Source organism: Butyricimonas faecalis (assembly GCF_003991565.1).
GTDB classification, from domain to species: Bacteria; Bacteroidota; Bacteroidia; order Bacteroidales; family Marinifilaceae; genus Butyricimonas; species Butyricimonas faecalis.
The window spans coordinates 1,546,906-1,571,092 of record NZ_CP032819.1; the positions used below are offsets into that span (position 1 = coordinate 1,546,906).

Consider the following 24,187-nt stretch of genomic DNA (forward strand, 5'->3'; position numbering starts at 1 on the left):
TTGGTTCAACAACCAAATAGGAAATGAAACTCCGGCTTCTTTGCCTTGGAACATGACATTATCGTTGTTCACTTTTTTACATTTCCTATTTTCAGCATGCGTTGATAGAGAATAACAACCCAAGAAAAAAACAACCAGGAACCATGTACTTGTTCTAAATATCCTACTGTAGTTATTAATGAACATGATTTTTATGATTTGTACAAATTCAGATAAACACGATCATCTATCTGAATTTGAAATTAATATTATTCTACCTTTAAACATATGTTCTATATATAAATACACGATCGTTAGAGAAAAGGATTACATGGGAATAAAATATTTTTAAGCATACCATGTAAAAAATGGTACTTATACACAAGTTTAAACGAGGGCGCAGAAAAGTCCCTTTAGGAAAGAAATAGCTTCCCCCACCAACTCTCCCTTACACAGGGGGAGAGTTGATTACCAAGCGGTCTTCCCTCTTGTGTAAAAAAGAGTTAGGGTAGGTAGTTGTAAAAAAAATGATAACCCTATTTCACCAAACCAGCCGTTCTCAAACGGATCTCGGTCAAAATCTTTTTCGTGTACAACGGGAACTCCCCGTTCAACATCCATGCAAAATAACCGGGTTGCTCTTTCAGCACTTTCACCACGGGAACTCCTTTATTTTTCCCGAAATTAAATACCTCCACCCCTTCTTCGTTATAGATGATAAATCCGGCAAAATCCACCGTGTTATTCTGTGTAGAAAACTTACTTAGGAAAGCGATGTCGTTCTCCAACGTGTCATTGTAGCGATCCAACTGGGCTTTCAACACCTCATAGGTCGCCGTGGTATCGGCAGCTGCCGTGTGGGCATCTTCCAAATTCTTGTTACAATAAAAACGATATGCAGCGCTTAACGTACGTTGCTCCATCTTGTGAAAAATCGTCTGTACATCCACGAACTTCCGTTTTCGCATATCGAAATCCACGTCTACACGTAAAAACTCCTCTGCCAACAACGGAATGTCAAAACGATTTGAATTATATCCTCCCAAATCACACCCCTCGATAAAACGGGCCAAATCCTTGGCAATCTCCTTGAACGTCGGACAATCCTTCACGTCATCATCATAAATTCCGTGAATAGCAGACGCCTGTTCCGGTATATGCATCTCCGGGTTCACCCGGATCGTTCTCTGTTCCTCTTTCCCGTTCGGCATCACCTTCAAAACAGAAATTTCCACGATCTTGTCCTTCGCGATATTAATACCCGTTGTCTCCAAATCAAAGAATACAATCGGGTTAGTCAATTTTAATTCCAAAACTTACTAATTTTAGATTGAATGATTTTAGATTTCAGATTCCAACCACACGAAGCCTACGCTTTAATTACCCCCTCTAACTCCCCCTTGCACAGGAGAGAACACGCTGCATTGCTACATCATAGTACCCTATCGCGTTCCTCTCCCCTCGTGTAAAGAGGAATTGGAGAGGGTAATTTTTCCATTCTAAATTCTAAACTCCAAATTTTAAATTAGTTTAATCGGTAAGGCGAAAATCTCGCCTTACTGATTAAACCATCATCGGCATCAACAACATCAACAAATCCTCGTTCTCGTTCTCATTCTCGTAAGGCAAGAACAATCCCGGACGACTCGGATCGGACAACTCCAACACCAGAGATTCCGTATTGAGGTTGACCAATATCTCTTGTACAAAAGGCGACTTAAATCCTATGGCGATCTCCTCTCCCTCGTACTGGCAAGTAATCGTTTCGTGTCCGGACATGGCATAATCCACGTCTTGGGCGGAAATCACGATCGTTCCATTGGTCAAGTCAAACTTCACCAAGTTACTAGCTTGATTGGCCATCACGGAAACCCGTCTCAGCGAATTATACAACTCCTTTTTCTCGATAATAACCTTTTTAGGATTATTCTGCGGGATCACGGAATTATAGTTCGGGAAACGTCCTTCCACCAGCGTGCAAACCATCTTGTAATTTCCGAACGTGAAGCAAGCCATCTTCTCGTTGAATTGCAAACGCAACTCGCTATCATCCTTCGGTAATATATTCTTTAACAACAACGACGGCTTCTTCGGCAAGATCAATGCAAACTGATCCCCATCCGTCTTGGCATCAAAACGTTTGTAGCGTACCAGCTTATGAGCATCCGAAGCCACGAACGTAAAATTCTCCGGTCCCATCTCCATCAAGATACAGTTCATCACCGGACGCAAATCATCATTTGCCGTGGCGAAAACCGTATGGGTAATCCCCTCCAATAACATACCGCAATTCGTTGTTATCGTGTTCACACTCTCGTCCATTCCGGATTGCACCGGGTAATCCTCGGCACTCTCTCCCGGCACGGAAAACTCTCCCTTATCCGAGATAATCTTCACCTCGTTCGTTCCCGTGTTAATATCAAACGTCAAGGGTTGTTCCGGGAACTCTTTCAATATATCCAGCAACAACTTCGCCGGGATCGTGATACTTCCCGGAGTCTCCAGGTTATCCAATTCGATCTTGGCCTCCATCGTCGTTTCCTTGTCGGAAGCCGTGGCATACAACATATCATCCTTGGCAACCAACAGAATATTATCCAGAATCGGTTGTGCAGGTTTTCCACTGATCACCTTACTCACGGCCTGCAACCGCATCAAAAAACTACTACTTGATACAACAAATCTCATATCTGCTCTTTATAATTTTTATCCATTTATCGTATTTTCCACCTCTTCCACGGTGATCGGAGCCCGATGGTCTCCCATACATTTACACCCGTTCTCCGTGATCAAAATATCATCTTCCAAACGGATTCCACCAAAGTCCTTGTACGTCTCGATCTTGTCATACACCAAGAACTCCTTGTGCAATCCCTGTTCTCTCCACTGGTCGATCAACGCGGGAATGAAATAACACCCCGGCTCGTCGGTAACCACGAATCCCGGTTGCAACTTACGTCCCATACGCAAGGAAGAAGTACCGAACTGGTTGATCGGGCGAGTCTCGTCGTCATATCCCACGTAAATCTGTCCCAAATCCTCCATATCATGCACGTCCAATCCCATCATGTGACCCAACCCGTGAGGCATGAACAAAGCATGAGCCCCGGCAGCCACAGCGGCATTCACATCTCCCTTCATCAAGCCAAGATCTTTCAACCCTTGGGCCAAAACCTTACATACCTCCAGATGCACGTACTGATACGTTACTCCCGGACGGGCAATCTCCATCGCCTTGTTATTACAAGCCAATACAATATTATATACATCCTTTTGACGCTGATCGAAACGTCCGCCCACGGGAACCGTACGGGTAAAATCAGAACAATAATTCATGTTGTTCTCCGCTCCGGCATCGGTCAACATCATACGTCCCACGGTCAACGTCTTGCTATGATCGTGATTATGCAACGTCTCGCCATTTTGTGAAAGAATCACGGGGAAAGAAACCAAACTTCCGTACGAAGCGGCAATTCCCTCGATCAACCCGGCAATGTACTGCTCTTTTTGTCCCGGCAACGCGTGTTTCATGGCAGCCACATGCATCTCGTAACCGATGTTACAAGCCAGATTAATTTGCTCGATCTCACAAGCCTCTTTCACGGAACGCAAAGCCACCACGGCCTTGATCAATTCCAAAGAAGAATAATTCTTGATCAGCGAATGATGAATACCCAGCAAATCCTCCAGCAACAACATGTTGTGATAACGATAAGGCGGCAAGAAATGAATCTTTCGACCTTGACTGATAGCCTCTTTCAAAGCCTCGGCCAGTTTACAGAAAGGAGCGGAACAAGTCACACCCACGCTGGCAGCCAAATCCTTCACGCTCGGTTGCGGTCCCATCCAGATAATATCGTCCATATCCACGTCGTTTCCGTACAGACAAACTTCCCCGGAATCCGCGTCCATCAACCCGGCAAACCCGGGCATATTCAATCCAAAGAAATAAAGGAATGAACTATCCTGACGGAATTTATACGTGTTGGACGGATAATTTGCAGGAGCTTCCTCATTACCCAATATCAACACCAAGCCGCCACTCATCTTGTCGATAAGTTGCTTTCTTCTATTTATATACACGCTTTTATCAAACATATTTATTATTCATTTAATGATTAATTTTCCTTGTCAAAATGAGTTGACAAGGTATAAATTTTTTTTCAATGTCACAATTCAAAAATCCATTTTAATCCAAAAAACGAGTTCCTTATCCCGTCGCTAAACATCGGGAGATTATTACCTTGGGTAATGCCAGGCCTTCCCCTAGCGTTAAGCTATGCTTGGTTATCATCATTCTCCTAAAAGAATAAGGTTTTAATAGCTTACTAAAAATTTTAGGCAGTTATATACAATTTTGTTGTGAGATGTTTACTCCTGCAGGCAAGAAGGTATATTTACCATTCGTGATCCAATGGATAAGGAATCCATTTCTAAGACAAGCACCCATTCATTTCGCCACGGAGAGGTGTCAGGGACGTTCACGAACGTCTTTGTAACGTCTTTGATTCGTCTTTGATACGTCTTTAATCCCTAAGAACATCGAATATGCCACGGAAGACAATCGCGTATTATCTGGGAAAAGTTTACTTCGGTTTTCATTGTAAAGTGGTATATAAGTATCAAAAAAAATCTAAAATTGACTCACCCGGTTTTCACCCTCATCCGTATTCATAATGAAAACTGGATATTCCACAAGAAATAAAAGGAAAGATGGAAAAAGATATTTTATCAAAATTAGAAGTAGCCCGCCTCGTTGCCCTCCAGCGTTTGGGAATCCTGCCCGAATCAGAGGAACGGCGACTCTTGGCATGGGTGGAAAGAGACAAAAAGAACAAAGCCTTCTACGAACAACTATACAAAAAATCATGTAACAAGAATACCGCCACCTCGCCATCCGCCGCGGATAGTTGGAATCTATTCGAGAAAAAATACCGTACCGGTCAAAGAACCCGCAAACAATTCCAACGTACCCTTTACCGCTTGGTAGCCGCTGCCGCCGTGCTAGTTCTTGCCATCACAGGGACATATTACTATCTTACACAACCGAACGAAGAAATAATTACTTCTCCCCGCCCCGTTTCTGCCGTACAACTTGTACTGGGAAACGGGAATAAAATCATGCTGGACGACCCGCAATCTTCCGTAGAGGCATTGAAAAATAATGCTGCTTTATTCGCGGAAAAACAGGAAATCGATTATGCCACCGCGGAAAAAGAGACGACAGAAATCGATGAAATCTATCACACGATCATCGTTCCAAAATACGGGGAATACACCGTTCGTCTTTCCGACAACACTACCGTGAAACTCAATTCCGAAAGTACTCTGACCTATCCCGTTCAATTCAAGGGGAAAGAACGAAAAATCCGCCTGACGGGAGAAGCCTATCTGGAAGTAACACCCGATACCGCTCGCCGTTTCGTCGTTGAAACCGCGGGGACCACGGTCACCGTGTTGGGAACCACCTTCAACGTGAATGCTTCCGCTCCCGACGGGAATGTAGCAACGACCCTCGTGAACGGGAAAGTGGAGATCGGCAATGGACTGTCGACAACCATTATTGCTCCCGGCCAACAAGCCATCACCACACCGGGCAACTCCCGGATCGAAGTAAAAAAGGTGGACACGCACGTCGTCACGGCATGGGTGCGGGATATGTTTTATTTCGACGAGAAACCACTCGGAGAAATCATGCAGGAATTATCGCACTGGTACGAATTTAACGTCATTTTCGAAAAAGAAAGCCTGAAACAACGGAAATTCACTATCGAGACATCGCGTTATGAAAACATAGACAAAGTGCTGAAATTGATTGAAGAAACGCACGTGGTCAAGTGCAGAAAGGAGGGAAAAAACATATATATCCAGTAATCTGAAAATAGAAACGGGACATGTTGGCAGCACGTCCCATCGCTATAATTCGTGGACCACACTCCCCGGTCAAAGCGAGTGTAAGTACAAATCAGTAAAACAAAATTATGAAAAAAGATTGTTTTATTCACGCTTGTGCGCGTGAAAAATTAAAAAAACTACTGTTAGTTATGAAATTAAGTAGCTTATTGATGCTGTTATTCTGCATGAATTTATCAGCCGGAATCCACGCCCAAGAGGCCAAATTCTCGGTAGCGGTGGAAAATGGCAATATCCGGGAAATCATCCGGATCATAAAGCAACAGAGCGACTACACGTTCGTCTACAACGTGGAGGAACTGGATCACATCGGATCAATCACCATGAACGTGAAGGATTCCGACGTAAGAACCATTCTCGATGCTTGCCTGAAGAATAGCGGGTACACCTACTCCATTCTCGATAAGGTGATCGTCATTCGTAAGGCCGAACTTCAGCAACAAGAACAGATTAAAAAGATACGGGGAATCGTCACGGATAAAAAGAAAGCTCCCCTACCCGGCGTGACCGTGTTGATCAAAGGAACGACGATCGGCGTTTCAACCGACCAAAACGGTAGGTTCGAAATCGTACAACCGAAAGATTCGGATGTCACCCTCATCGTCTCCTTTATCGGCATGAAAACCCAAACGATCGTCTACAAGGGGAAAGAGTTGAACATCGTCATGGAAGAAGACTCGCAAGAGATGGAAGAGGTGGTGGTAACCGGTTACCAAGTCATTAACCGTCGAAAAAACACGGGATCCTCTCAACGCCTGAAAATGGATGACATCATGACTGCCGGCGTACCGAACCTGGATCAGATGTTGGAGGGTCGCATCTCCGGAATGACCTTGGTGTCGGGCTCCGGTGAGGTGGGTGTCGCACCCAAGATCCGTATTCGAGGTACTTCCACCCTGATCGGGAACCGCGAACCGTTGTGGGTGGTTGACGGAATTATCGTGCAAGACCCGGTGCCCATCTCGGCCGAAGAGCTAAATGACCCGGATTACATCAATCGTATCGGGAATGCCATTGCCGGATTGAACCCGCAAGACATCGAACGTCTGGATGTTTTAAAAGATGCCGCGGCGACAGCCCTCTATGGTACCAAAGCAGCCAATGGCGTTATCGTGATTACCACGAAAAAAGGCCGCATGGGTGCCCCCATCATCAACTACAACATGACGACCACCTTCCGGCAACGCCCTCGTTACTCCGATCGCAAGATAGAGCTGATGAACTCCAAGGAACGCATCCAATTCTCCCGCGAATTGAACGAACAACACTATGTCTTCTCCGGCCACTTCAATTACGTGGGATACGAGGGGTTACTCAATGACTTGTATAACGGAAAAATCAACGACACGCAGTTTGCCGAAAAAGTCGCCTACCTGGAAACATTAAACACGGACTGGTTTAAACTGTTGACCGAAGACAGTTTCTCTCACCAACATACCGTCAGCATATCGGGAGGTTCAAACGAAACCCGTTACTACGCATCCATCGGTTACTCGCGTGACAACGACGTGCTTAAAGGGAATTACAACGAACGTTACACGAGTAGTTTGAACCTGGAGTCGACCTTGACAGAATGGCTGAATGCCTCTTTTCAAATACAAGGGAACGCGAGTCGTCGGAAATACAATCAAAGTGAAATCTCTCCCATGGATTATGCATACAACACCAGTCGCGCCATTCCGGCATACGATGAAAACGGAAAGTATGCTTACTATGAGAAACAGACCGGACGATACTATCGCCAATACAATATCTTGAACGAATTGGAAAACAGTTACACGGACCAACACTCCTCGGGAATCACCGTTACGGCCAATTTGCGTTTCGGCATCAATTCATGGCTCAATGCCAACGCCATCATTTCATACACCAACAGCAATACGGAGATCGAAGGATATTGGGGAGAAAAAACGTATCACGTGGCCTGTGAAAGGGGTTCGGAATACGGTGAAGCCGCACCGTCTTATTCCACATTACCCTACGGGGGCGAACTCAGTACCAATGAAACAAGAAACAACTCCTACACGGCACGTTTACAAGTGAATGCCGACAAATACTTCGGTGCAGAAGAACAACACAACATCAACCTCAGTGCCGGTTTCGAGATGAGTTCCAGCAAATACAAAAGCTACAGCCGCACGGATCGTTGTTACTACCCGGATCGAGGCATGACCTTCGTGTCGGGAATCGACCTTGAAAGTTTTCCGGATTATGGCGTTTGGCTGGCACAAAACGTACCTTCTCTGAGTAATAATTTGACCAACATTCTTTCCGGATACGCCACCCTCTCTTACAGTTACCACAATTATTTCACGGCAAACGTGAATGCCCGCGTGGACGGATCCAACAAGTTCGGAGACCAAAGTAACGATAAGTTCTTACCGATCTGGTCGGCATCGGCAGCTTACAACTTCTCGGAACATGAAGCCTTGAAAGCCGAATGGATTGATTACATGACACTCAAAGCCTCTTTCGGTTATCAGGGAAACATGCTGGAAAGTCAATCGCCCGTCATGTTGATAAAAAAACTTCCCGTTGATCCTTTCTATAACGAATTGAAGAGTAGCATCGAACGCCATCCGAATCCCAATCTAAAATGGGAAAAGACGAGCTCCTTCAACGTGGGTTTACAATTCTCACTGTTGCGCAATCGCGTTCAGTTCGAAACCCAATATTACTACAAGCGCACGAAAGACGCTTTCATGACCAAAGAGGTGGCCAGCATGAACGGTGTTGACTCTTACGTGATTAACGGGGGCGACGTGGAGAACAAAGGGTACAGTGTTGATATCACCGTATCTCCGATCACCCGTGCAGATCTCTACTGGACCATATCCACCTCTTTCTCAAAAGATAAAAACACGGTGAAAAACGATCCGAGTTCCCAAACCTATGACTATACGGAATTCTTGAACGGAACCGCCGTGATCAAAGGGAAAGCAGTCAACACCTTCTACTCGTACGACTTCATCGGGCTCAACCCGGTAGATGGAGGTCCGTTGTTCAATGACATGGAAGACCAGAAGCACGAGTTGTACGGGTTAAACAAATACGAAACATTTACCCGCGTATTAAAAGCAACCGGTCGCCGCGAACCCTATATGTCCGGAGGATTAAGCACGATGTTACGCTACAAAAACATTCGTATGAACGCCATGTTTTCCTACAGCCTGGGTGCAAAAACGCGTTTGTTCCGCATGTTCAACAAAAATCTTTCCCCGGAATACAATGTACACCGCGATTTTTTGAAACGTTGGCAAAATCCGGGAGATGAATTAAAAACAAATATTCCCGCTTTGGAATCCTTGTACAGCAATGCTTACTGGAATTACGCGAACCACTACTCGGATGTCTTCGACAACATTCAAACTTTTGCCGAAGACGCTTGGACCATGTACGACTATTCGGATGTACGAGTGGTAAGTGCCAACTATCTGAAATGCTCCAGTTTAAGTTTCACGTACGAATTCGGAAAGGACTTGTTGTCGAAAATAGGCTTCTCCCGCCTCTCCCTCTCGTTGTCCGGGACAAACCTATTTACACTGTGTTCCAAGAAACTAAAAGGACAGACTCCGACTCAAGGCGGTTTCAGTGAAATACAGCTATCAGACCGTCCCACTTATTCTTTCGGATTGAGTGTCTCATTTTAAAACAGGAAAAACATGAAAAAGATATTCATAATCAGTTGCATTTTGTTCGTTCTCTCCTCTTGTGATAGTTTCCTGAAGGAGTATTCGCAAGATCTGGCAAGAGTTGAAACCATCGGAGATTTGGACGAACTACTGTTGGGGAGTGCATATTATCCCATCGGATACAAATACATAGCGAGTTATACCCTATACACGGTAGGCGAGCCGTACAATCAATATGTTCACTTCATGAGCGATGAACTAAAACAAAACGAAGAGACATCCTATGGTTCCAATGGTATTTTTGAAACTGTTTTCGGGTATTACACGTGGCAGCGTCAAGTAGGAATCAACCTAAAAGGGACTAGCGTTGGAACCGAGAATACGGATTGGAAAAAGACCTACAATTACATCAATGCCACCAACATGATTCTAAGTGAATTAGACGAAGTCACGATCCATGACGATGAAGAAGAAAGCACGAAAATGCGGGTAGAGGGAGAGTGTCATTTCTTGCGGGCGTTATACTATTTCACCTTGGTAAACCTGTACGCGGACCCGTACGTACCTTCTAAAGCTGCCAGTACACCGGGAGTTCCGTTGAAATTAACTTCGTATGTCGAAGACAAGGAGTACCAAAACAACTCGGTGGCAGAAATCTACGAACAAGTGCTGAAAGACTTGAACCGAGCCATCGAATGCTTGTCGCAAACAACGCGTAAAAGCATTTACAGGGCTGACATAACGGCCGCTTACCTGTTAACGGCTCGGGTTTACCTGTACATGCAAGATTATCCCAATGCCCGTAAATACGCCCAACTGGTATTGGATCGTAACGACAACTTAACAGACCTCAACCTTTTTGCAGGTACAGATAATGTTTTCACCTCCGAGAATCCCGAAGTAATCTTTAGTATGGGAGGACATTTCCTATCGTACAACATTTACGGAGACGACCGATATGATGAAGAGTATCCGTTCTACGTTTCGGATGACCTAATCGCCGCTTTTGAAGAGAATGACCTCAGAAAAAGCCTGTATATCTCGGAAGGAGGATATGGCTATTACTACAAAAAAATCTACTGGGGAAGAAAACATTACGGTTCCTCTTGTAGTGTCTCCGATAACTTTTTATTCCGCACCTCGGAGGCCTATTTAATCCTGGCCGAAGCATGCGCTTTTGACAACGAGGAAGGCTTGGCGCGTCAATACATCGAACAATTGCAAGCCAAACGATTCGCGACGGTACCCGCGGTCACTCAATCCGGAAACGCACTGATCGACTTGATTCGAGAAGAACGCCAACGGGAGTTATGCTTGGAAGGTCACCGTTGGTTTGACTTACGTCGTTACACGGTATGTGAAAAATACCCGTGGTCAAAAACCATCCGACATCTTTACACGGATTTCAGCTCCCAAGATTGGAGCCCGGAAAGGACCCGCGTTTTTGAACTGGAACCCAATGACAAGGCATATACTTTAGCATTCCCCAAGGAGGTATTGGATTTCCAAAACACGTTGAACACGAACAATCGACCGGAACGCCTTCCCGTGGAAGAAAGTAATTATTAACCAACAAGTACATACAATGAAAAAGATATATTACATCATCTTGCTCAGCCTCTTAACGGTTACTTTTTCTTGTAGCAAGGAGGACGATTTGGAACCGACAGACATGCGGTACGATTACTTCACAGTCTCTCCGGATGCCAATGACGAGGAATCCATATTACGACGCAAATTTTACGAAGATCACAACATTCATCTTCTCTTCAATGATACCCTACGCCACGAACAACGGGGTACGTATGCCGATGGGACACCGCATTGGTTTACGGAATTGCTCGACTTGTCTTACGACATCACAACCACCAAAAACGAAACTCGTTTCACATATATCCGAGACCATCAAAAGCAAGAAGAAGGCATACGCTACGCGGAAACCTACATTCTTCCCCATTTAGGCGAAGGGTTACGCCCTTATTCCATCTTTTTGGTGGAGACACTGGAAGAGTACGGCTGGAGATGGAAAACCGTTGCCTACTATAACGGGAAACGTTGTCTGGCCCTTGCCACCCAAGGCATTGCCGAAATGGAGGAAGAAGAGCTAAAAGAACGCTGCATTGACATATTCTACAACATCGTCGACAGTAAAACGAACTACTACGACGAAGAACTGAATGACTTCATGGCATTGGGCAACAACCTTCACGGAGAAACACTCGAGTCGGCCGGTCTATCCGACGACCCGACAAATGAAGAGATCTACGCCCTCGGATTTTTAACCTGGTCAACCTGGTACCGAGAATTTCCAAGCAGAAGCAGTGATTTCACTTCATTTTTAAAAGCGGTCTTCTATCAAAAAGAAGAGGATTTCAAAGCTCGATACGCCTCATATCCTCTCATACTTCAAAAATACGATATTATGAAAGAGGTGGTCAAGCAAAAAGGTTATATATTCTAAACGGAAACATATGAAAAAGATATTCAATTTATTATGCTTCATATCCGTCATTCTTATCACCGGATGTAATGACGACGACAAACTACCCCGTGTAACCCCGGAAGCAACCGGCACGTTCAGCGATACGGACGGACAAGAATACCCATGGGCGCGCTATAACGGGATCGACTGGATGACCTCCAATTACAAAGGAGGAACCCCCTATTACGAGGCCAAGGACAAATGGGACGACGACCTGATCGGCATTGACGACAAAGAGCTGGCCATAGCCGACCTGGAAACTTTCGGCAATCTATACACCTACGAACAGGCATTAGCTCTCGCTCCCGAGGGTTGGCGTCTCCCGACAGACGAGGACTGGCAAAAACTAGAACAAGCCATGGGTATGTCAGCCCAAACAGCAGCACAAAAAGGTTGGCGCGGTTCGAGTATCGGGGAGCTACTCCAGCAAGACGAAACAGGCAGTGGCATACACCTTCAACTAGGCGGATATGTCTCCGTACGAGCCGGAAGACCCATGAGCTTACGCCTGCGCCTTGTCCGGTCCACCGGATACTACTGGACCTCCACGGAAGCCAAAGGGAGCTATCCGGAGGGTACGGCCGTGTTCTATCGAAGCATTCGTTACAACACCTCGAAGATCGAGCGTGAAATTATCGCAACCACCGAACAAGACTATTTAGACAACGTGTATCCCAAATATTTAAGCGTACGTTACGTGCGTGATGCCCAATAAACAAGAAAACAATGAAAAACATATATTTATTCATAGCAATTCTATTTGCTTCCATAACAACATTCGCCCAAGAGGGAGTGAACTTCCGTAAATTAACATTCACAGAAGCCTTGGCTCAAGCCAAACAAGAAAACAAACTGGTATTCATGGATTGCTACACCTCCTGGTGCGGACCGTGTAAAAACATGACGGAAAAAGTGTTCCCGCAAAAAGCCGCGGGAGACTACTTTAACCCTCGGTTCGTATGCGTGAAATATGACATGGAAAAAGGCGAAGGCGTAGAACTCGCCAAGCAATTTGACGTCCACGCCTACCCCTCATTTATCATCATCCGACCCGACGGCACGGTACAACACAAACTGGTCGGAGGCGATAATTTGGAAAACTTCATTGCAAGAGTGGAAAAAGGGTTGAACGAAAAGACCTCTCTACTTTACATGAACCAAGTTTACCAACAAGGAAACATGAGTAATTTGGAACTCATGGAATACAAAAATGCCTTATCGGAAGCCGATAACGACAAAGAGGCAGCCCGCGTGTATCAAGAACTACTCAACCGCCTAACGGAACAAGAGAAAACTCAAAAGGAGTACTGGTCTCTCTACACGGATGGAAGTTGCACGATCGGTTCCCCCATGTTCGACTTTTTACTGGCACATTTACCTGCCATCAGAAAGAACGTGGGAGAAAACACGGTAGACCGATTCATTTACAAACATTACGCCAAGGCATTACAGGATCACATCATCGGATATGCCAAAGAGGATGCCATCCCTGTTGAAACACTAAAAAAACAAATTCACGGATTCCAAATCAAAGGACAGGAGAATCTGGAAAAGATGTTAGCTTTGGCAGAACCCGTCAGCAACAAAGATATTGATAAGGTAGCCGCCATCGTAAAAGAGAAAATACCTCAAACCGGTGCCGAAGAATTAAAGTTATACGCTTTTGCCTTCCGAGCCATCCTGTGGACGACACCGACGCCTCACCCGAAACACTACCAGCAGGTAGGCAAAAAACTGGTCAAACAAACCATCGCCAACATGGAAAAGAAAGAGGACAAATTATCAAGTAACGACTTGGTTACGTATTCCATTATCCTCATGTGCATGGGTGAGAATACGTTGGAAAAGAAAGACTACATCCGATTGATTGCACTCGGAGAGAAAGTACTTCCCAACCTACCCGATGACGACGAAAAAAGTCATGCCCAATGGACTTTCGACGGCTATAAAAAACATGTAGAATCCAATCGTAAATAATCATTCCATGAAAAAAAGATATATACCCTTTTTCTTGTTGTTGAGTGCCCTCTACTCTTGCAACAACAAACCGACAGACCATTTCGTCTTACGGGGAACAATTCCCGGAGCCACCGACAGCACCGAAATTGTCTTGTCGCCCGCTGGAAAGTACTCCCAAAAAATAGCGCAAGGCTTTATCGTCAACGGCAAATTCGAACTTCAAGGCAAAGTGGATCAACCCACGTATTGCCGATTGAGCATGAACGATCAAGAATATCTTGATCGTTCTGACTCACAACAACACAGTCGATACATGGAGATTGACTTCTTTGTCGAAAATGGAGAATTGACCTTCCAAACGCCTCATATCGACAGCCTGCCGGAATCTTTTTGGAGATACGATGTCCGAAAAGAAAAGAACTACACCTTGACAGGCTCACCGACACAAGAGATTTTTTACCGCTATCAACAACAAACGATTCCTTCGCGCCACGGCATCCGTCAGTTGGAACAACACCTTTTGAAAGATGCGACCCCCGAAGAGTATAAAACACTGACAAAAACGAAGTCCGAACTGGAAGCCCAAACGAAAGAGTTCATACGACAACACCACAACCTACCGGTCAACCTTTATCTTGTCAACCAGTTAAAGAAAGAGCCATTTACCTACGACCAAGCCTATCTCGACGAATTGGCCGGCTTCTTTGCCTCCTGTCAAGATACTTGCTCCGCGTTGAAAGATTTCCGGCAATACCTACAGGAAGCCCGTGCATACGTACAAGGCAAACCGCTGGAAGACGGAAAAGTCATTACACCCGACAAACAAGAAACATCACTGCTCTCCCGCTTAAAAAAAGGAGGCTACACCGTGATTGACTTTTGGGCCTCCTGGTGCGGTCCATGTCGCGCCAGCTTCCCTCACTTGCGGGAAATGTACAAAATACACGGGGAAAAAGTAACTTTCATCAGCATCTCGGTTGACAAAGATGAAAAAGAGTGGCATAAAGCTCTTGAGGAAGAAAAACTACCTTGGGAGCAATACCTCGCTACCCCGGAATTCAGCAAGGCAACCCGCGCAGACTACAACTTGACAAGCATTCCGACATTCCTAATCATTAACCCCGAGGGAAACATCATCTTCTCCGGGCACAACAGCAATGAACTTGAAACCATACTTGAGGCAAAAAACAGATAAAATCATTTCTATAAGTAAGTTGATTATTTTCCCTCAAATTCATCCATCGTTAGCAAAAATTAATAACTTTGTGAACTCTTGAAAGTGTTACGTGTTTATGTATATTTTAACGAAAAGATGATGGAACAAAAGAAAAATTCTTACAGCATGGGGATTATCATTATCGGTATTCTCTTCTTTATCTTCGGGTTCGTCACGTGGTTAAACGCCACCTTGATCCCTTATCTCAAAATTGCCTGCGAACTGCAACATGAATGGCAGGGCTACCTGGTAACCTTTGCATTCTACATTGCCTACTTCGTCATGGCACTGCCCTCGTCCTGGGTACTGCGGAAAACAGGATACAAGAACGGAATGATGCTCGGTCTTCTCGTGATGGCCATCGGTGCATTACTGTTCATCCCGGCCGCCATGACCCGCACCTACGGGTTATTCCTGCTTGGATTATTCATCATGGGTACGGGGCTATCCGTGCTTCAAACAGCCTCCAACCCCTACGTCATCGAGCTTGGCCCCGCCGAGAGTGCCGCCCAGCGCGTGAGCATCATGGGGATCTGTAACAAGGTGGCCGGAGCCATCAGCCCGTTGATCCTCGGATCAATCATGTTGAAAGACATTGACTTACTCGAAGCAAAACTACAAACGATGGATGCCGTGCAAAAAGCCGCGGAACTCGACCTCTTAGCCTCCAAATCCATCGTACCCTACGTCGTGATCATGGTATCACTCGTCGTGCTGGCGCTATTCGTCCGCTTCTCCCCGCTCCCTCAAATCGAGGACCCGGAAGAAGAAGAAGGCAGCCTGCAACACGGTGGAAAATCAAGTATATTCAGCTTCCCCCACCTGTGGATAGGCATCGTAACCCTGTTCCTGTACGTGGGTGTTGAAGTAATCGCCATCGACACGATCATCGGTTACGCCCAATCCATGAAAATGGACATGGACACCGCTAGGATATTCCCGACTTACGGCATGATCGCCATGATCGTCGGTTACATCATCGGAATCATTGCCATCCCCAAATACATCAGTCAGGAAAAAGCCCTCGCCGTCTGTGCCGCCTTGGGTGTCATCCTAGGCATCTGCACCGTCCTGCTGCCGGGCAACATCTCTATTTGGTGCCTGACCCTGTTAAGCTTGGCAAACTCACTCATGTGGCCCGCCATCTTCCCGCTTGCCATCTTCGGGTTGGGACGTCACACGAAGACCGGATCGGCCCTCCTTATCATGGCCATCGCCGGGGGAGCCTTACTCCCGATGTTATACGGTTCACTGACCACCTCCATGGGATACCAAGGAGCCTACTGGATGACGTTGCCTTGCTACCTGTTCATCCTCTACTTCGCCGTAGCCGGACACCGGGTTGGAATCAAACATCTTTATAAAAAATAGTTACAAGTTGCAGGTTTGCAGGTTACAAGTTTATCACTAACCTGCAAACTTGTCATAGACAAATCAATTATGGACAAAACAAAAGCCGCCAAAAACCAGAAGTTATTCGGAATCGCCGCCGTTGCTTTCCTCTCTATCGGAATCGTACACGTAGGCTACAAAGCCTTGGAAATAGGTGCCCACGAAGAATGGGGAATGCCGTGGTATTTCGCCTTCTTCTCCCCGGGATTAATTTACATATTCCCACTAATCGTGTGTACTATTGCTTATTTCTTCTTCTCGAAAGAATTAAAGAAAAAAGACGAAGAATAGAGGTGACCCAAGCCCTCTATTCCAATATTTCCCTCCTCGCCCCATGCACCCCAATGCCCCGCGCCCGTTCAACATCGGTCGTCTTCAAAGGGCCAAAAATCAAACAACCTTCCCCGAAGTCATCAAAAGCGGATGATTAGCGATCTAATCTCGATAAAAAACTGTATTTTCGCGTCACTATGAAGAAATCGGACATCAATAGCATATTCGCGAGGCCCCGGAAACTACTGCTTCACCCCGAAACGGAGTGGCAGGCGATAAACCGGGAAAACTGGGAAGGCATCGAACTTTTCAAGAATTTCCTTGTGCCCCTCTCCGCGATCTCCTCCGTGTGCGCCATACTGCTACGCTTCTTGTCAACGTCACCACTTTATGCCATCGGAATAGGTATCATCCTCTTCGTGGCCTCCGTCGTGGGGTGCTACATCACCTACCGGATAGCCCGGGAATACCTCATCAACAAAGTGCCCCAAGCCAACCGGACAGTCCTTCACCTCGCCGTGTACAGCTCGGCTGTTTTCATCCCGTTCCACTGCCTCTCCAGCGGATTCTCGGAAGGATTCCTATCCCAGCTTATGGCCATATGCAGCCTGCTGTGCCTACGCACCCTCTACGTCGGACTAAACCGGTTGACATCCCTCGACGCGCAATACCGCAAAAGTGCCCTCGTCATCATCGGCTTGCTCGTCATCGTGTCACCGATCATCATCCAGCAACTGCTCATGATTATATTCAGAATACCAACCATTTACGCTTAAACATCAAGACCTATGCAAAACGATATCAATATAAAAAACAGACGAGCATCCTTCGACTACGAATTCTTGGAAGAATACACCGCCGGCATCATGCTCACCGGCACCGAAATCAAATCCATCCGGGCCGGGAAAGCCGGGTTGGTGGACTCCTACTGCTACTTCCACAACGGCGAACTGTGGATCAAAGGCATGTACGTCGCCGAATACAAACTGGGCACCTACTACAACCACATCGAGCGTCGCGAACGTAAACTCCTGCTACAAAAGAAAGAACTTGTCAAACTCGAACGCAAAACCAAGGAATCGGGACTCACCATCGTCCCCGTCCGCCTCTTCATCAACGAGAAAGGCTTTGCCAAACTCCGCATCGCCCTCGCCCGGGGAAAGAAAGAATACGACAAACGGGAAACCCTCAAACAGAAAGACGCCAAACGGGAAATGGACCGCTACATGAAAAAATAACACGCGACAGAATCCTCCCGCGAAACCAAACAATTCGGAAGACAATCGTTTCCGATTAAAGAAAATTTACATATATTCGCGAACGAAAAACAAAGCAGACAGACGTATTCTCGCACAAGACACCCACGAACCGTCTTGTGTGGGAAAAAGTATTGTCGATGAATAAAACAACTTAGATTCAATTAAAAAAAAGAATTATGAAGAAATTACTTTACATGTTGTGTTTGCTCGTTTTCGCCGCATGTAGCGATGACGACGACAAGAATGAAGTGATGTCGGACTTCGACAAACCGTTCACATCCATTTCCAAGTCAGAACTCAAAGGAATGCTTCAAGACTTCTGGCTCATCGACACGATCATCGATGACTATGAAGAAGGACATCGAATGGACGTGATACGCCCAATAGGCGATGCGCTGGAGAAATATAAAGTGGATATCAATCTCAACAATAGCATCATCCGGAGTACCCGGTCAACAGCTGCACCCGTAGAGAACAAATTCACAGGCATGAAGCTCACGTGGAACCCCCAGAAACAAGACTTGGACACGACCATCAACGCCGATGGATTCATGGAAATACTCATTCCCTACTCGCTAACGGACGACTCGCGGAACGACCTTCGCATCGTGGTAAACAACGAATGGAACAACAACAACAACAGGAGAAACGAAATAACATACTACCGGGACGGCCAACTGATCATAAACATCGAAAACTACATAAACTCGGAGGAGGGTATAGAATACTCGAATGAAAATATTCCCCCTTATTTCTTCTCCTACAAGTCCACGTTCAAAAACAATACCTACAATAACGCCACCACCATGCAAAGTACGGAAATCACCATACGGAAAGAAGGCGGACGATCCCTCTTCCAGTCGATAAACATGGAAAATGGCAACGCATCATTCCTGACAGAATGCAACAACCTCCGGGCACATGTCACCATGAACAATTACAATAACATCCTACAACTGCTACAACGGCTGCGAGGCAACGATAATATTGATAAGTTAGCATTCGAAATCTTGAAGAAAAACATGTCGGGGGTAATCGTGTTCGCGGACAGGGACGAGAAAATCGGAGATCTCGACCTATTCTTCGACGAAGAAGATGACGAATTACCGCTAATATGCCGATTCCAAGACGGGGAAGAATACAGACTGCCATCGATATTTCTCGAAATGAACCTCTAATTCAAACAATAACAACATGATGAAGAAACTATTTTACATACTGTGTTTGCTCGTTTTCGTCGCATGTAGCGATGACGACGACAAGAATGAAGTGATGATGTCGGACTTCGACAAACCGTTCACATCCATTTCCAAATCTGAACTCAAGGGAATGCTTCAAGACTTCTGGCTCATCGACACGATCATCGATGACTATTTCGAAGGACATCGAATGGACGTGGTAGGCCCAATAGAAGACGCGCTGGATAAATACGACGTGGATATCGAAGACTTTTTTACCTTCAACACGTTGAACTCCAGGTCAACAGCTGCACCCGTGGAGAACAAATTCACCGGAATGAAAATCGCGTGGAACCCCGCGACACACGCCTTGGACACGACCATCGACGCCGATGGGTTCATCGAAATACTCATTCCCTACTCGCAGACAGACGACTCGCGGAACAACCTTCGCATCGTGATAAATGGCGAATGGAGCAACTACACGATGAAAGAGGAAACAAAGTTCTACCTGGACGAACAACTGATCATGACCACTGAACGTCTCTATAACGAAGATAGAGATGGACTCTCGGTATACATAACTGAAAATACTCCCCCCTACTTCTACTCCTACAAGGCTTTTGAAAATAGCCAAGCCAATTTCCCAACTTCGGAATTTATCGTACGGAAAGAAGGCGGGCCTTCCCTCTTACAGTCGATAAACTTGGAGAACGGCAACCTGGTACTCTTGACGGAATACAACAACCTCCGGGCACATGTCACCGTCAACCAGTATAATAATTTCCTGAATCTGGTGAATCAGCTGGAAGGCAATAACAACAAGTTAGCACTCGAACTCTGGAAAAAAAACATGTCAGCTGTAATCGTGTTCACGGACAGGGACGAGAAAATCGGAGATCTCGACGTATACCCTGACGAAGAAGATGACAACTTACCGCTAATATGCCGATTCCAAGACGGAGAAGAATTCAGACTGCCGTTGATATTCTTCAGTCTCTACGACTAATCCACCGGAAGCTATGGCATAGAAGCCAATAGATCAAAACCATTTATCAAAAGGGAGGCGGATGTGGAATTTCAAACACATCCGCCTCCCCCTTTTTCACCAGAAGAAAACCCAACACAAAAACACGCTCCAATGCAACCGTGCTGCCCCTCCTCCCCCTTCCCAAAGAGAAGCCCGAAGGGGTTCTCATCGCGCAACGCATCCTCCCCCTTCCCAAGGGGGAGCCAGAGGGGGTTCAATCATAAATCCAAAATCACAAATCCCAAATCAATAAGACCTCTCATTCCTCCCCTCCACCCAATTAATATAAGCAGTATTAACCACCTTATTCCCACCGGGAGTAGGATAATCTCCGGTGAAATACCAGTCACCCGTATCATTCGGGCAAGCCGCGTGCAAATCCTCCACGGACTGGAACACCACCTTCACCTCCGCCTTCAGATGCTCGTCACGCACCATCTCGGCAATCTTATCGGAAATCTCCTCCTCCGTAAAAGGAGCGTAAATCTCTTTCACGTAATTCACCACCTGCTCCTTCAGCAAACCCTGCTGCGCCTTACACTTCCAGTACACCTCGTCGATCAGCCCCTCCATACCCCGCTCCTTCAACAACTCGATCGCCGCGTTAAACGCGATAAACTCGTTCATCCGCGTCATATCGATCCCGTAACAATCGGGATAACGAATCTGCGGGGCGGAAGACACCACCACGATACGCTTCGGACCAAGACGATCGAGAATACGCAAAATACTCTTCTTCAACGTCGTCCCCCGCACGATCGAATCATCAATCACCACGAGATTATCCGTCGGCTGCACCACCCCGTAAGTCACGTCATACACGTGTCCCACCAGCCCGTCGCGCCCCGAATCCGAGGTAATAAACGTCCGCAACTTCGCATCCTTGATCACGATCTTCTCGATACGGGGTTCCCGGCAAATAATCTCGTCCAGCGTCTCCTCGCTCCACGTCGCCTTCCCCTCCCGGACCAACCGCTTCTTCTCCTCCATCATATACAACTGAATCCCTTTCACCATCCCGTAAAACGAAGTCTCCGCCGTGTTCGGGATAAAAGAAAACACCGTGTTATCCAGATCCCCCTCCACGGCCTTCACCAAACGAGGGGTCAACAACTCGCCCAACTTCTTCCGTTCCTGATATATACTCCTATCATTCCCCCGTGAAAAATAAATACGCTCGAACGAACAACTGGCACGCCTCCGCGGTTCGCGCACGAGCTCCTCCGTCACCGTCCCATCCTTCTTGATCAACAACGCGTATCCCGGACGAATCTCCGATATCTCCATATTCACCCCCTGAAAAGCCGTCTGGATCACGGAAGCCTCGGAAGCCACCACGACCACCTCCTCATCCTTATAATAATAAGCCGGACGTATCCCCCACGGGTCGCGCATCACGAAAGCATCCCCGTGCCCGATCACCCCGGCCACGGCATACCCCCCGTCCCAATCCTCGCTACTTCGGGCAAGCACCTTCGGCAAATCAATCGTCCGCTCGATCAACGGGGTAATCTCCTGCTTCGAAAAACCCTTCTCTTTATAGAAACGGTACAAATCCTGGATCTCGCTATCCAGAAAATAACCCACCTTCTCAAGCAAAGTCACCGTGTCGGAATAATTGCGCGGATACTGCCCCGCCCGGATCAAACTCTCGAACAACTCATCCACGTTCGTCAAGTTAAAATTCGCCGCCAACGCCAGATTATGCGCCCGCCAATTACTTGCCCGTTTCAGCGGATGAACGTAATCTATATTATTCTTCCCGAAAGTCGCGTAACGCAAATGCCCCAAGTAAATCTCGGAAACAAACGGAAGATTCTTCTTCGCCCAAGCGGCATCCTTCCCCCGCAGCGCCTCCGGCGTAAACGGCTCGTGAATCCGGTCAAACACCTCCTGTATCGGATTCGCGTCACAGGAACGCACCCGATCCATATACTTGTACCCCGGCTCCATGTCGAGCTTCAACCCCACGACCCCCGCCCCGTCTTGACCGCGGTTACGCTGTTTTTCCATTAAAATGTACAACCGGTTTAGTCCATAAAGATAAGAACCGTACTTCTCCTGATAATAATCCAATGGTTTCAGCAATCGAATCAACGCGAAACCACACTCATGATGAATGGTGTCACTCATATTTTTACCTAATTTCTTGTATTAACCCCCGGGACATTCTCCTTTCCCGGAGAAGTCACAAAAATAAGAAAAAAAACGCAGATCACGGGGAAAAAACACAAGCTTCTACCCCCTCCCATTAACATTCTTTACCACACATTTTTCAATCAAATTTTAAAATTAGGCTATCTTTGCGGGCCTTAAGAAAACAGAATAATGTTGAACGTACTGAAAAATAGTATATTGATCGTGTTATTCGCACTGGTTAGCTCCAGCGGGATTCCGGCCCAAGGACAAAACTTGACCTTGGAAGAAGCCCACGTAGCACATGAATTCTACCGGAACGAAACCTGCGAAGCCGCCACGATCCCCCTGTTACTCTTTTTTCACGAAAGCTACGAACTTTCACTAGGCTACTCGCACCTGGTCCCGGACTCCAAATCACACCTGGTCCCCTCCTTCCTGCAAAGGAACGGCAAAAACAACACGGTAGCCACACACGCCAAACGCAACCTCTACTTTCACCCCTACTCAACCCTCGGAAAGACCAAATACTACGTCTTTGCCCTGCGGGAAATCATTGTTTAGCCGGCAATCAAACAAGTTACAGGGCGGGCCGATCCCCCTGCAAATTGCAGTCACGAATTTGCAACTTGCCACACTTTTCCCTGTAACCGAACTTGTAACCTGAAACTTGAAAACCTGAAACTTTTTATATTATGAATCTAACATTATTCGTGGTTGTACTCATTACAGCCATCTTACTGGTAGTTATCGCCATGAGCATCGCCCGGGCCATTTCTCCCCGTAGCTTCAACAAACAGAAAGGAGAAGCCTACGAATGCGGTGTACCCACGCGAGGAAAATCATGGATGCAATTCAAAGCGGGATACTACCTGTTTGCCATCTTATTCTTAATGTTCGACGTGGAAACCGTATTCCTCTACCCTTGGGCGGTCACCGTGCAAGACGCCGGGATTAACGGCTTGCTAAACGTCTTGTTTTTCATGCTGATCCTCATCCTCGGATTAGCTTACGCGTGGAAGAAAGGAGCGTTGGAATGGAAGTAAAAATCAAATCCATGAAATATGAAGAGTTCAACGATAACGAATATCTTGAACAACTTCGGGCATCCGGCACCAACGTCATCGTGGGATGCCTCGACGACGTCATCAACTGGGGACGCTCGAACTCCCTTTGGCCGCTTACCTTCGCGACAAGCTGCTGCGGTATCGAATTCATGGCAGTGGGAGCGGCACGTTACGATTTCTCCCGATTCGGGTTTGAAGTAACGCGAGCCAGTCCCCGACAAGCCGACTTCATCATGGTGGCGGGCACCATCGTCCACAAAATGGCCCCCGTGCTGAAACGTCTTTACGACCAGATGGCCGAACCCAAATACGTGATTGCCGTGGGTGGATGTGCCATTTCCGGCGGACCGTTCAAAAACTCTTACCACGTCGTGCAAGGCGTCGAATCCATCATTCCCGTCGACGTCTACATCCCCGGATGTCCTCCGCGCCCGGAAGCCCTCCTCTACGGGATGATCCAACTGCAACGCAAAGTAAAAGTGGAACGCTTCCTCGGTGGCAAAAACCACAAGGAAAAAGAAAACAAAGAATAATGTAGAATGTAAAATTTAGAATTTAGAATGAAAAACTACCCCCACCAACTCCCCCTTGCACAGGGGGAGAGACCAACGCGAGGACACGCTCCAATGCAACAGCGCAGCGCATCCTCCCCCTTCCCAAGGGGAGCCAGA

At 46.6% G+C, this 24,187-nt stretch carries 20 protein-coding genes; 16 read left to right on the plus strand and 4 right to left on the minus strand.

The window, feature by feature from the left end; translation table 11 throughout:
* Positions 1-515: 515 nt before the first annotated feature.
* From D8S85_RS07030 to D8S85_RS07040, 3 genes are all read right to left on the minus strand, one after another.
* The gene (locus D8S85_RS07030) at positions 516-1,292 is read right to left on the minus strand and encodes a 3'-5' exonuclease (protein WP_106480090.1); all 777 of its coding nucleotides are present in this window, start codon (positions 1,290-1,292) and stop codon (positions 516-518) included.
* Positions 1,293-1,542: 250 nt separating this feature from the next.
* Positions 1,543-2,667 carry a DNA polymerase III subunit beta gene (gene dnaN, locus D8S85_RS07035; protein WP_106480091.1) on the minus strand — a complete coding sequence of 375 codons (1,125 nt, stop codon included), beginning with the start codon at positions 2,665-2,667 and terminating at the stop codon, positions 1,543-1,545.
* A gap of 18 nt (positions 2,668-2,685) precedes the next feature.
* Positions 2,686-4,077 carry an aminopeptidase P family protein gene (locus D8S85_RS07040; protein WP_106480092.1) on the minus strand — a complete coding sequence of 464 codons (1,392 nt, stop codon included), beginning with the start codon at positions 4,075-4,077 and terminating at the stop codon, positions 2,686-2,688.
* 615 nt (positions 4,078-4,692) lie between these two features.
* Here D8S85_RS07040 and D8S85_RS07045 point away from each other — a divergent pair.
* The 13 genes from D8S85_RS07045 (at position 4,693) to D8S85_RS07105 (ending at position 20,292) form a co-directional block, all read left to right on the plus strand.
* Positions 4,693-5,853, plus strand: a complete 1,161-nt coding sequence (locus D8S85_RS07045; RefSeq protein ID WP_106480093.1) for a FecR family protein — start codon at positions 4,693-4,695, stop codon at positions 5,851-5,853.
* Between the two features lie 170 nt (positions 5,854-6,023).
* Complete coding sequence (locus D8S85_RS07050) at positions 6,024-9,542, plus strand: SusC/RagA family TonB-linked outer membrane protein (RefSeq protein ID WP_228423147.1); 3,519 nt, start codon at positions 6,024-6,026, stop codon at positions 9,540-9,542.
* Between the two features lie 12 nt (positions 9,543-9,554).
* A complete protein-coding gene (locus D8S85_RS07055) occupies positions 9,555-11,093 on the plus strand; it encodes a RagB/SusD family nutrient uptake outer membrane protein (protein WP_106480095.1) in 1,539 nt (512 codons plus the stop codon).
* A 16-nt stretch (positions 11,094-11,109) separates the two neighbouring features.
* A complete protein-coding gene (locus tag D8S85_RS07060; RefSeq protein ID WP_106480096.1) occupies positions 11,110-11,985 on the plus strand; it encodes a hypothetical protein in 876 nt (291 codons plus the stop codon).
* 10 nt (positions 11,986-11,995) lie between these two features.
* Complete coding sequence (locus tag D8S85_RS07065; RefSeq protein WP_106480097.1) at positions 11,996-12,721, plus strand: fibrobacter succinogenes major paralogous domain-containing protein; 726 nt, start codon at positions 11,996-11,998, stop codon at positions 12,719-12,721.
* Positions 12,722-12,732: 11 nt separating this feature from the next.
* Positions 12,733-13,983, plus strand: a complete 1,251-nt coding sequence (locus D8S85_RS07070) for a thioredoxin family protein (RefSeq protein WP_106480098.1) — start codon at positions 12,733-12,735, stop codon at positions 13,981-13,983.
* A gap of 7 nt (positions 13,984-13,990) precedes the next feature.
* A complete protein-coding gene (locus tag D8S85_RS07075; protein ID WP_127074913.1) occupies positions 13,991-15,160 on the plus strand; it encodes a TlpA disulfide reductase family protein in 1,170 nt (389 codons plus the stop codon).
* A 117-nt stretch (positions 15,161-15,277) separates the two neighbouring features.
* Positions 15,278-16,552: a sugar MFS transporter gene (locus tag D8S85_RS07080; RefSeq protein ID WP_240648902.1), complete on the plus strand. Its 1,275-nt coding sequence runs from the start codon at positions 15,278-15,280 to the stop codon at positions 16,550-16,552.
* 69 nt (positions 16,553-16,621) lie between these two features.
* Positions 16,622-16,864: a hypothetical protein gene (locus tag D8S85_RS07085; RefSeq protein WP_106480100.1), complete on the plus strand. Its 243-nt coding sequence runs from the start codon at positions 16,622-16,624 to the stop codon at positions 16,862-16,864.
* Positions 16,865-17,043: 179 nt separating this feature from the next.
* Complete coding sequence (locus D8S85_RS07090; protein ID WP_106480101.1) at positions 17,044-17,622, plus strand: YIP1 family protein; 579 nt, start codon at positions 17,044-17,046, stop codon at positions 17,620-17,622.
* Positions 17,623-17,634: 12 nt separating this feature from the next.
* The gene (gene smpB, locus D8S85_RS07095; protein ID WP_106480102.1) at positions 17,635-18,084 is read left to right on the plus strand and encodes an SsrA-binding protein SmpB; all 450 of its coding nucleotides are present in this window, start codon (positions 17,635-17,637) and stop codon (positions 18,082-18,084) included.
* 197 nt (positions 18,085-18,281) lie between these two features.
* Positions 18,282-19,283 (plus strand): hypothetical protein, encoded by a 1,002-nt coding sequence (locus tag D8S85_RS07100; RefSeq protein ID WP_127074915.1) that lies wholly within the window; start codon positions 18,282-18,284, stop codon positions 19,281-19,283.
* 16 nt (positions 19,284-19,299) lie between these two features.
* A complete protein-coding gene (locus tag D8S85_RS07105; RefSeq protein WP_106480104.1) occupies positions 19,300-20,292 on the plus strand; it encodes a hypothetical protein in 993 nt (330 codons plus the stop codon).
* A 267-nt stretch (positions 20,293-20,559) separates the two neighbouring features.
* On the opposite strand, the gene D8S85_RS07110 is transcribed toward D8S85_RS07105, so the two are convergent.
* Positions 20,560-22,446: an amidophosphoribosyltransferase gene (locus D8S85_RS07110; protein ID WP_127074916.1), complete on the minus strand. Its 1,887-nt coding sequence runs from the start codon at positions 22,444-22,446 to the stop codon at positions 20,560-20,562.
* A gap of 195 nt (positions 22,447-22,641) precedes the next feature.
* Here D8S85_RS07110 and D8S85_RS07115 point away from each other — a divergent pair, with 195 nt between their 5' ends.
* The 3 genes from D8S85_RS07115 to D8S85_RS07125 all read left to right on the plus strand — a co-directional run bounded on the left by D8S85_RS07115 (position 22,642) and on the right by D8S85_RS07125 (position 24,049).
* Positions 22,642-23,013 (plus strand): hypothetical protein, encoded by a 372-nt coding sequence (locus tag D8S85_RS07115; protein ID WP_127074917.1) that lies wholly within the window; start codon positions 22,642-22,644, stop codon positions 23,011-23,013.
* Between the two features lie 131 nt (positions 23,014-23,144).
* Positions 23,145-23,495, plus strand: a complete 351-nt coding sequence (locus D8S85_RS07120; protein WP_106480107.1) for an NADH-quinone oxidoreductase subunit A — start codon at positions 23,145-23,147, stop codon at positions 23,493-23,495.
* Positions 23,486-24,049, plus strand: a complete 564-nt coding sequence (locus D8S85_RS07125; protein ID WP_106480108.1) for an NADH-quinone oxidoreductase subunit B — start codon at positions 23,486-23,488, stop codon at positions 24,047-24,049. Before D8S85_RS07120 ends, D8S85_RS07125 begins: the two co-directional genes overlap by 10 nt.
* Positions 24,050-24,187: the final 138 nt, after the last annotated feature.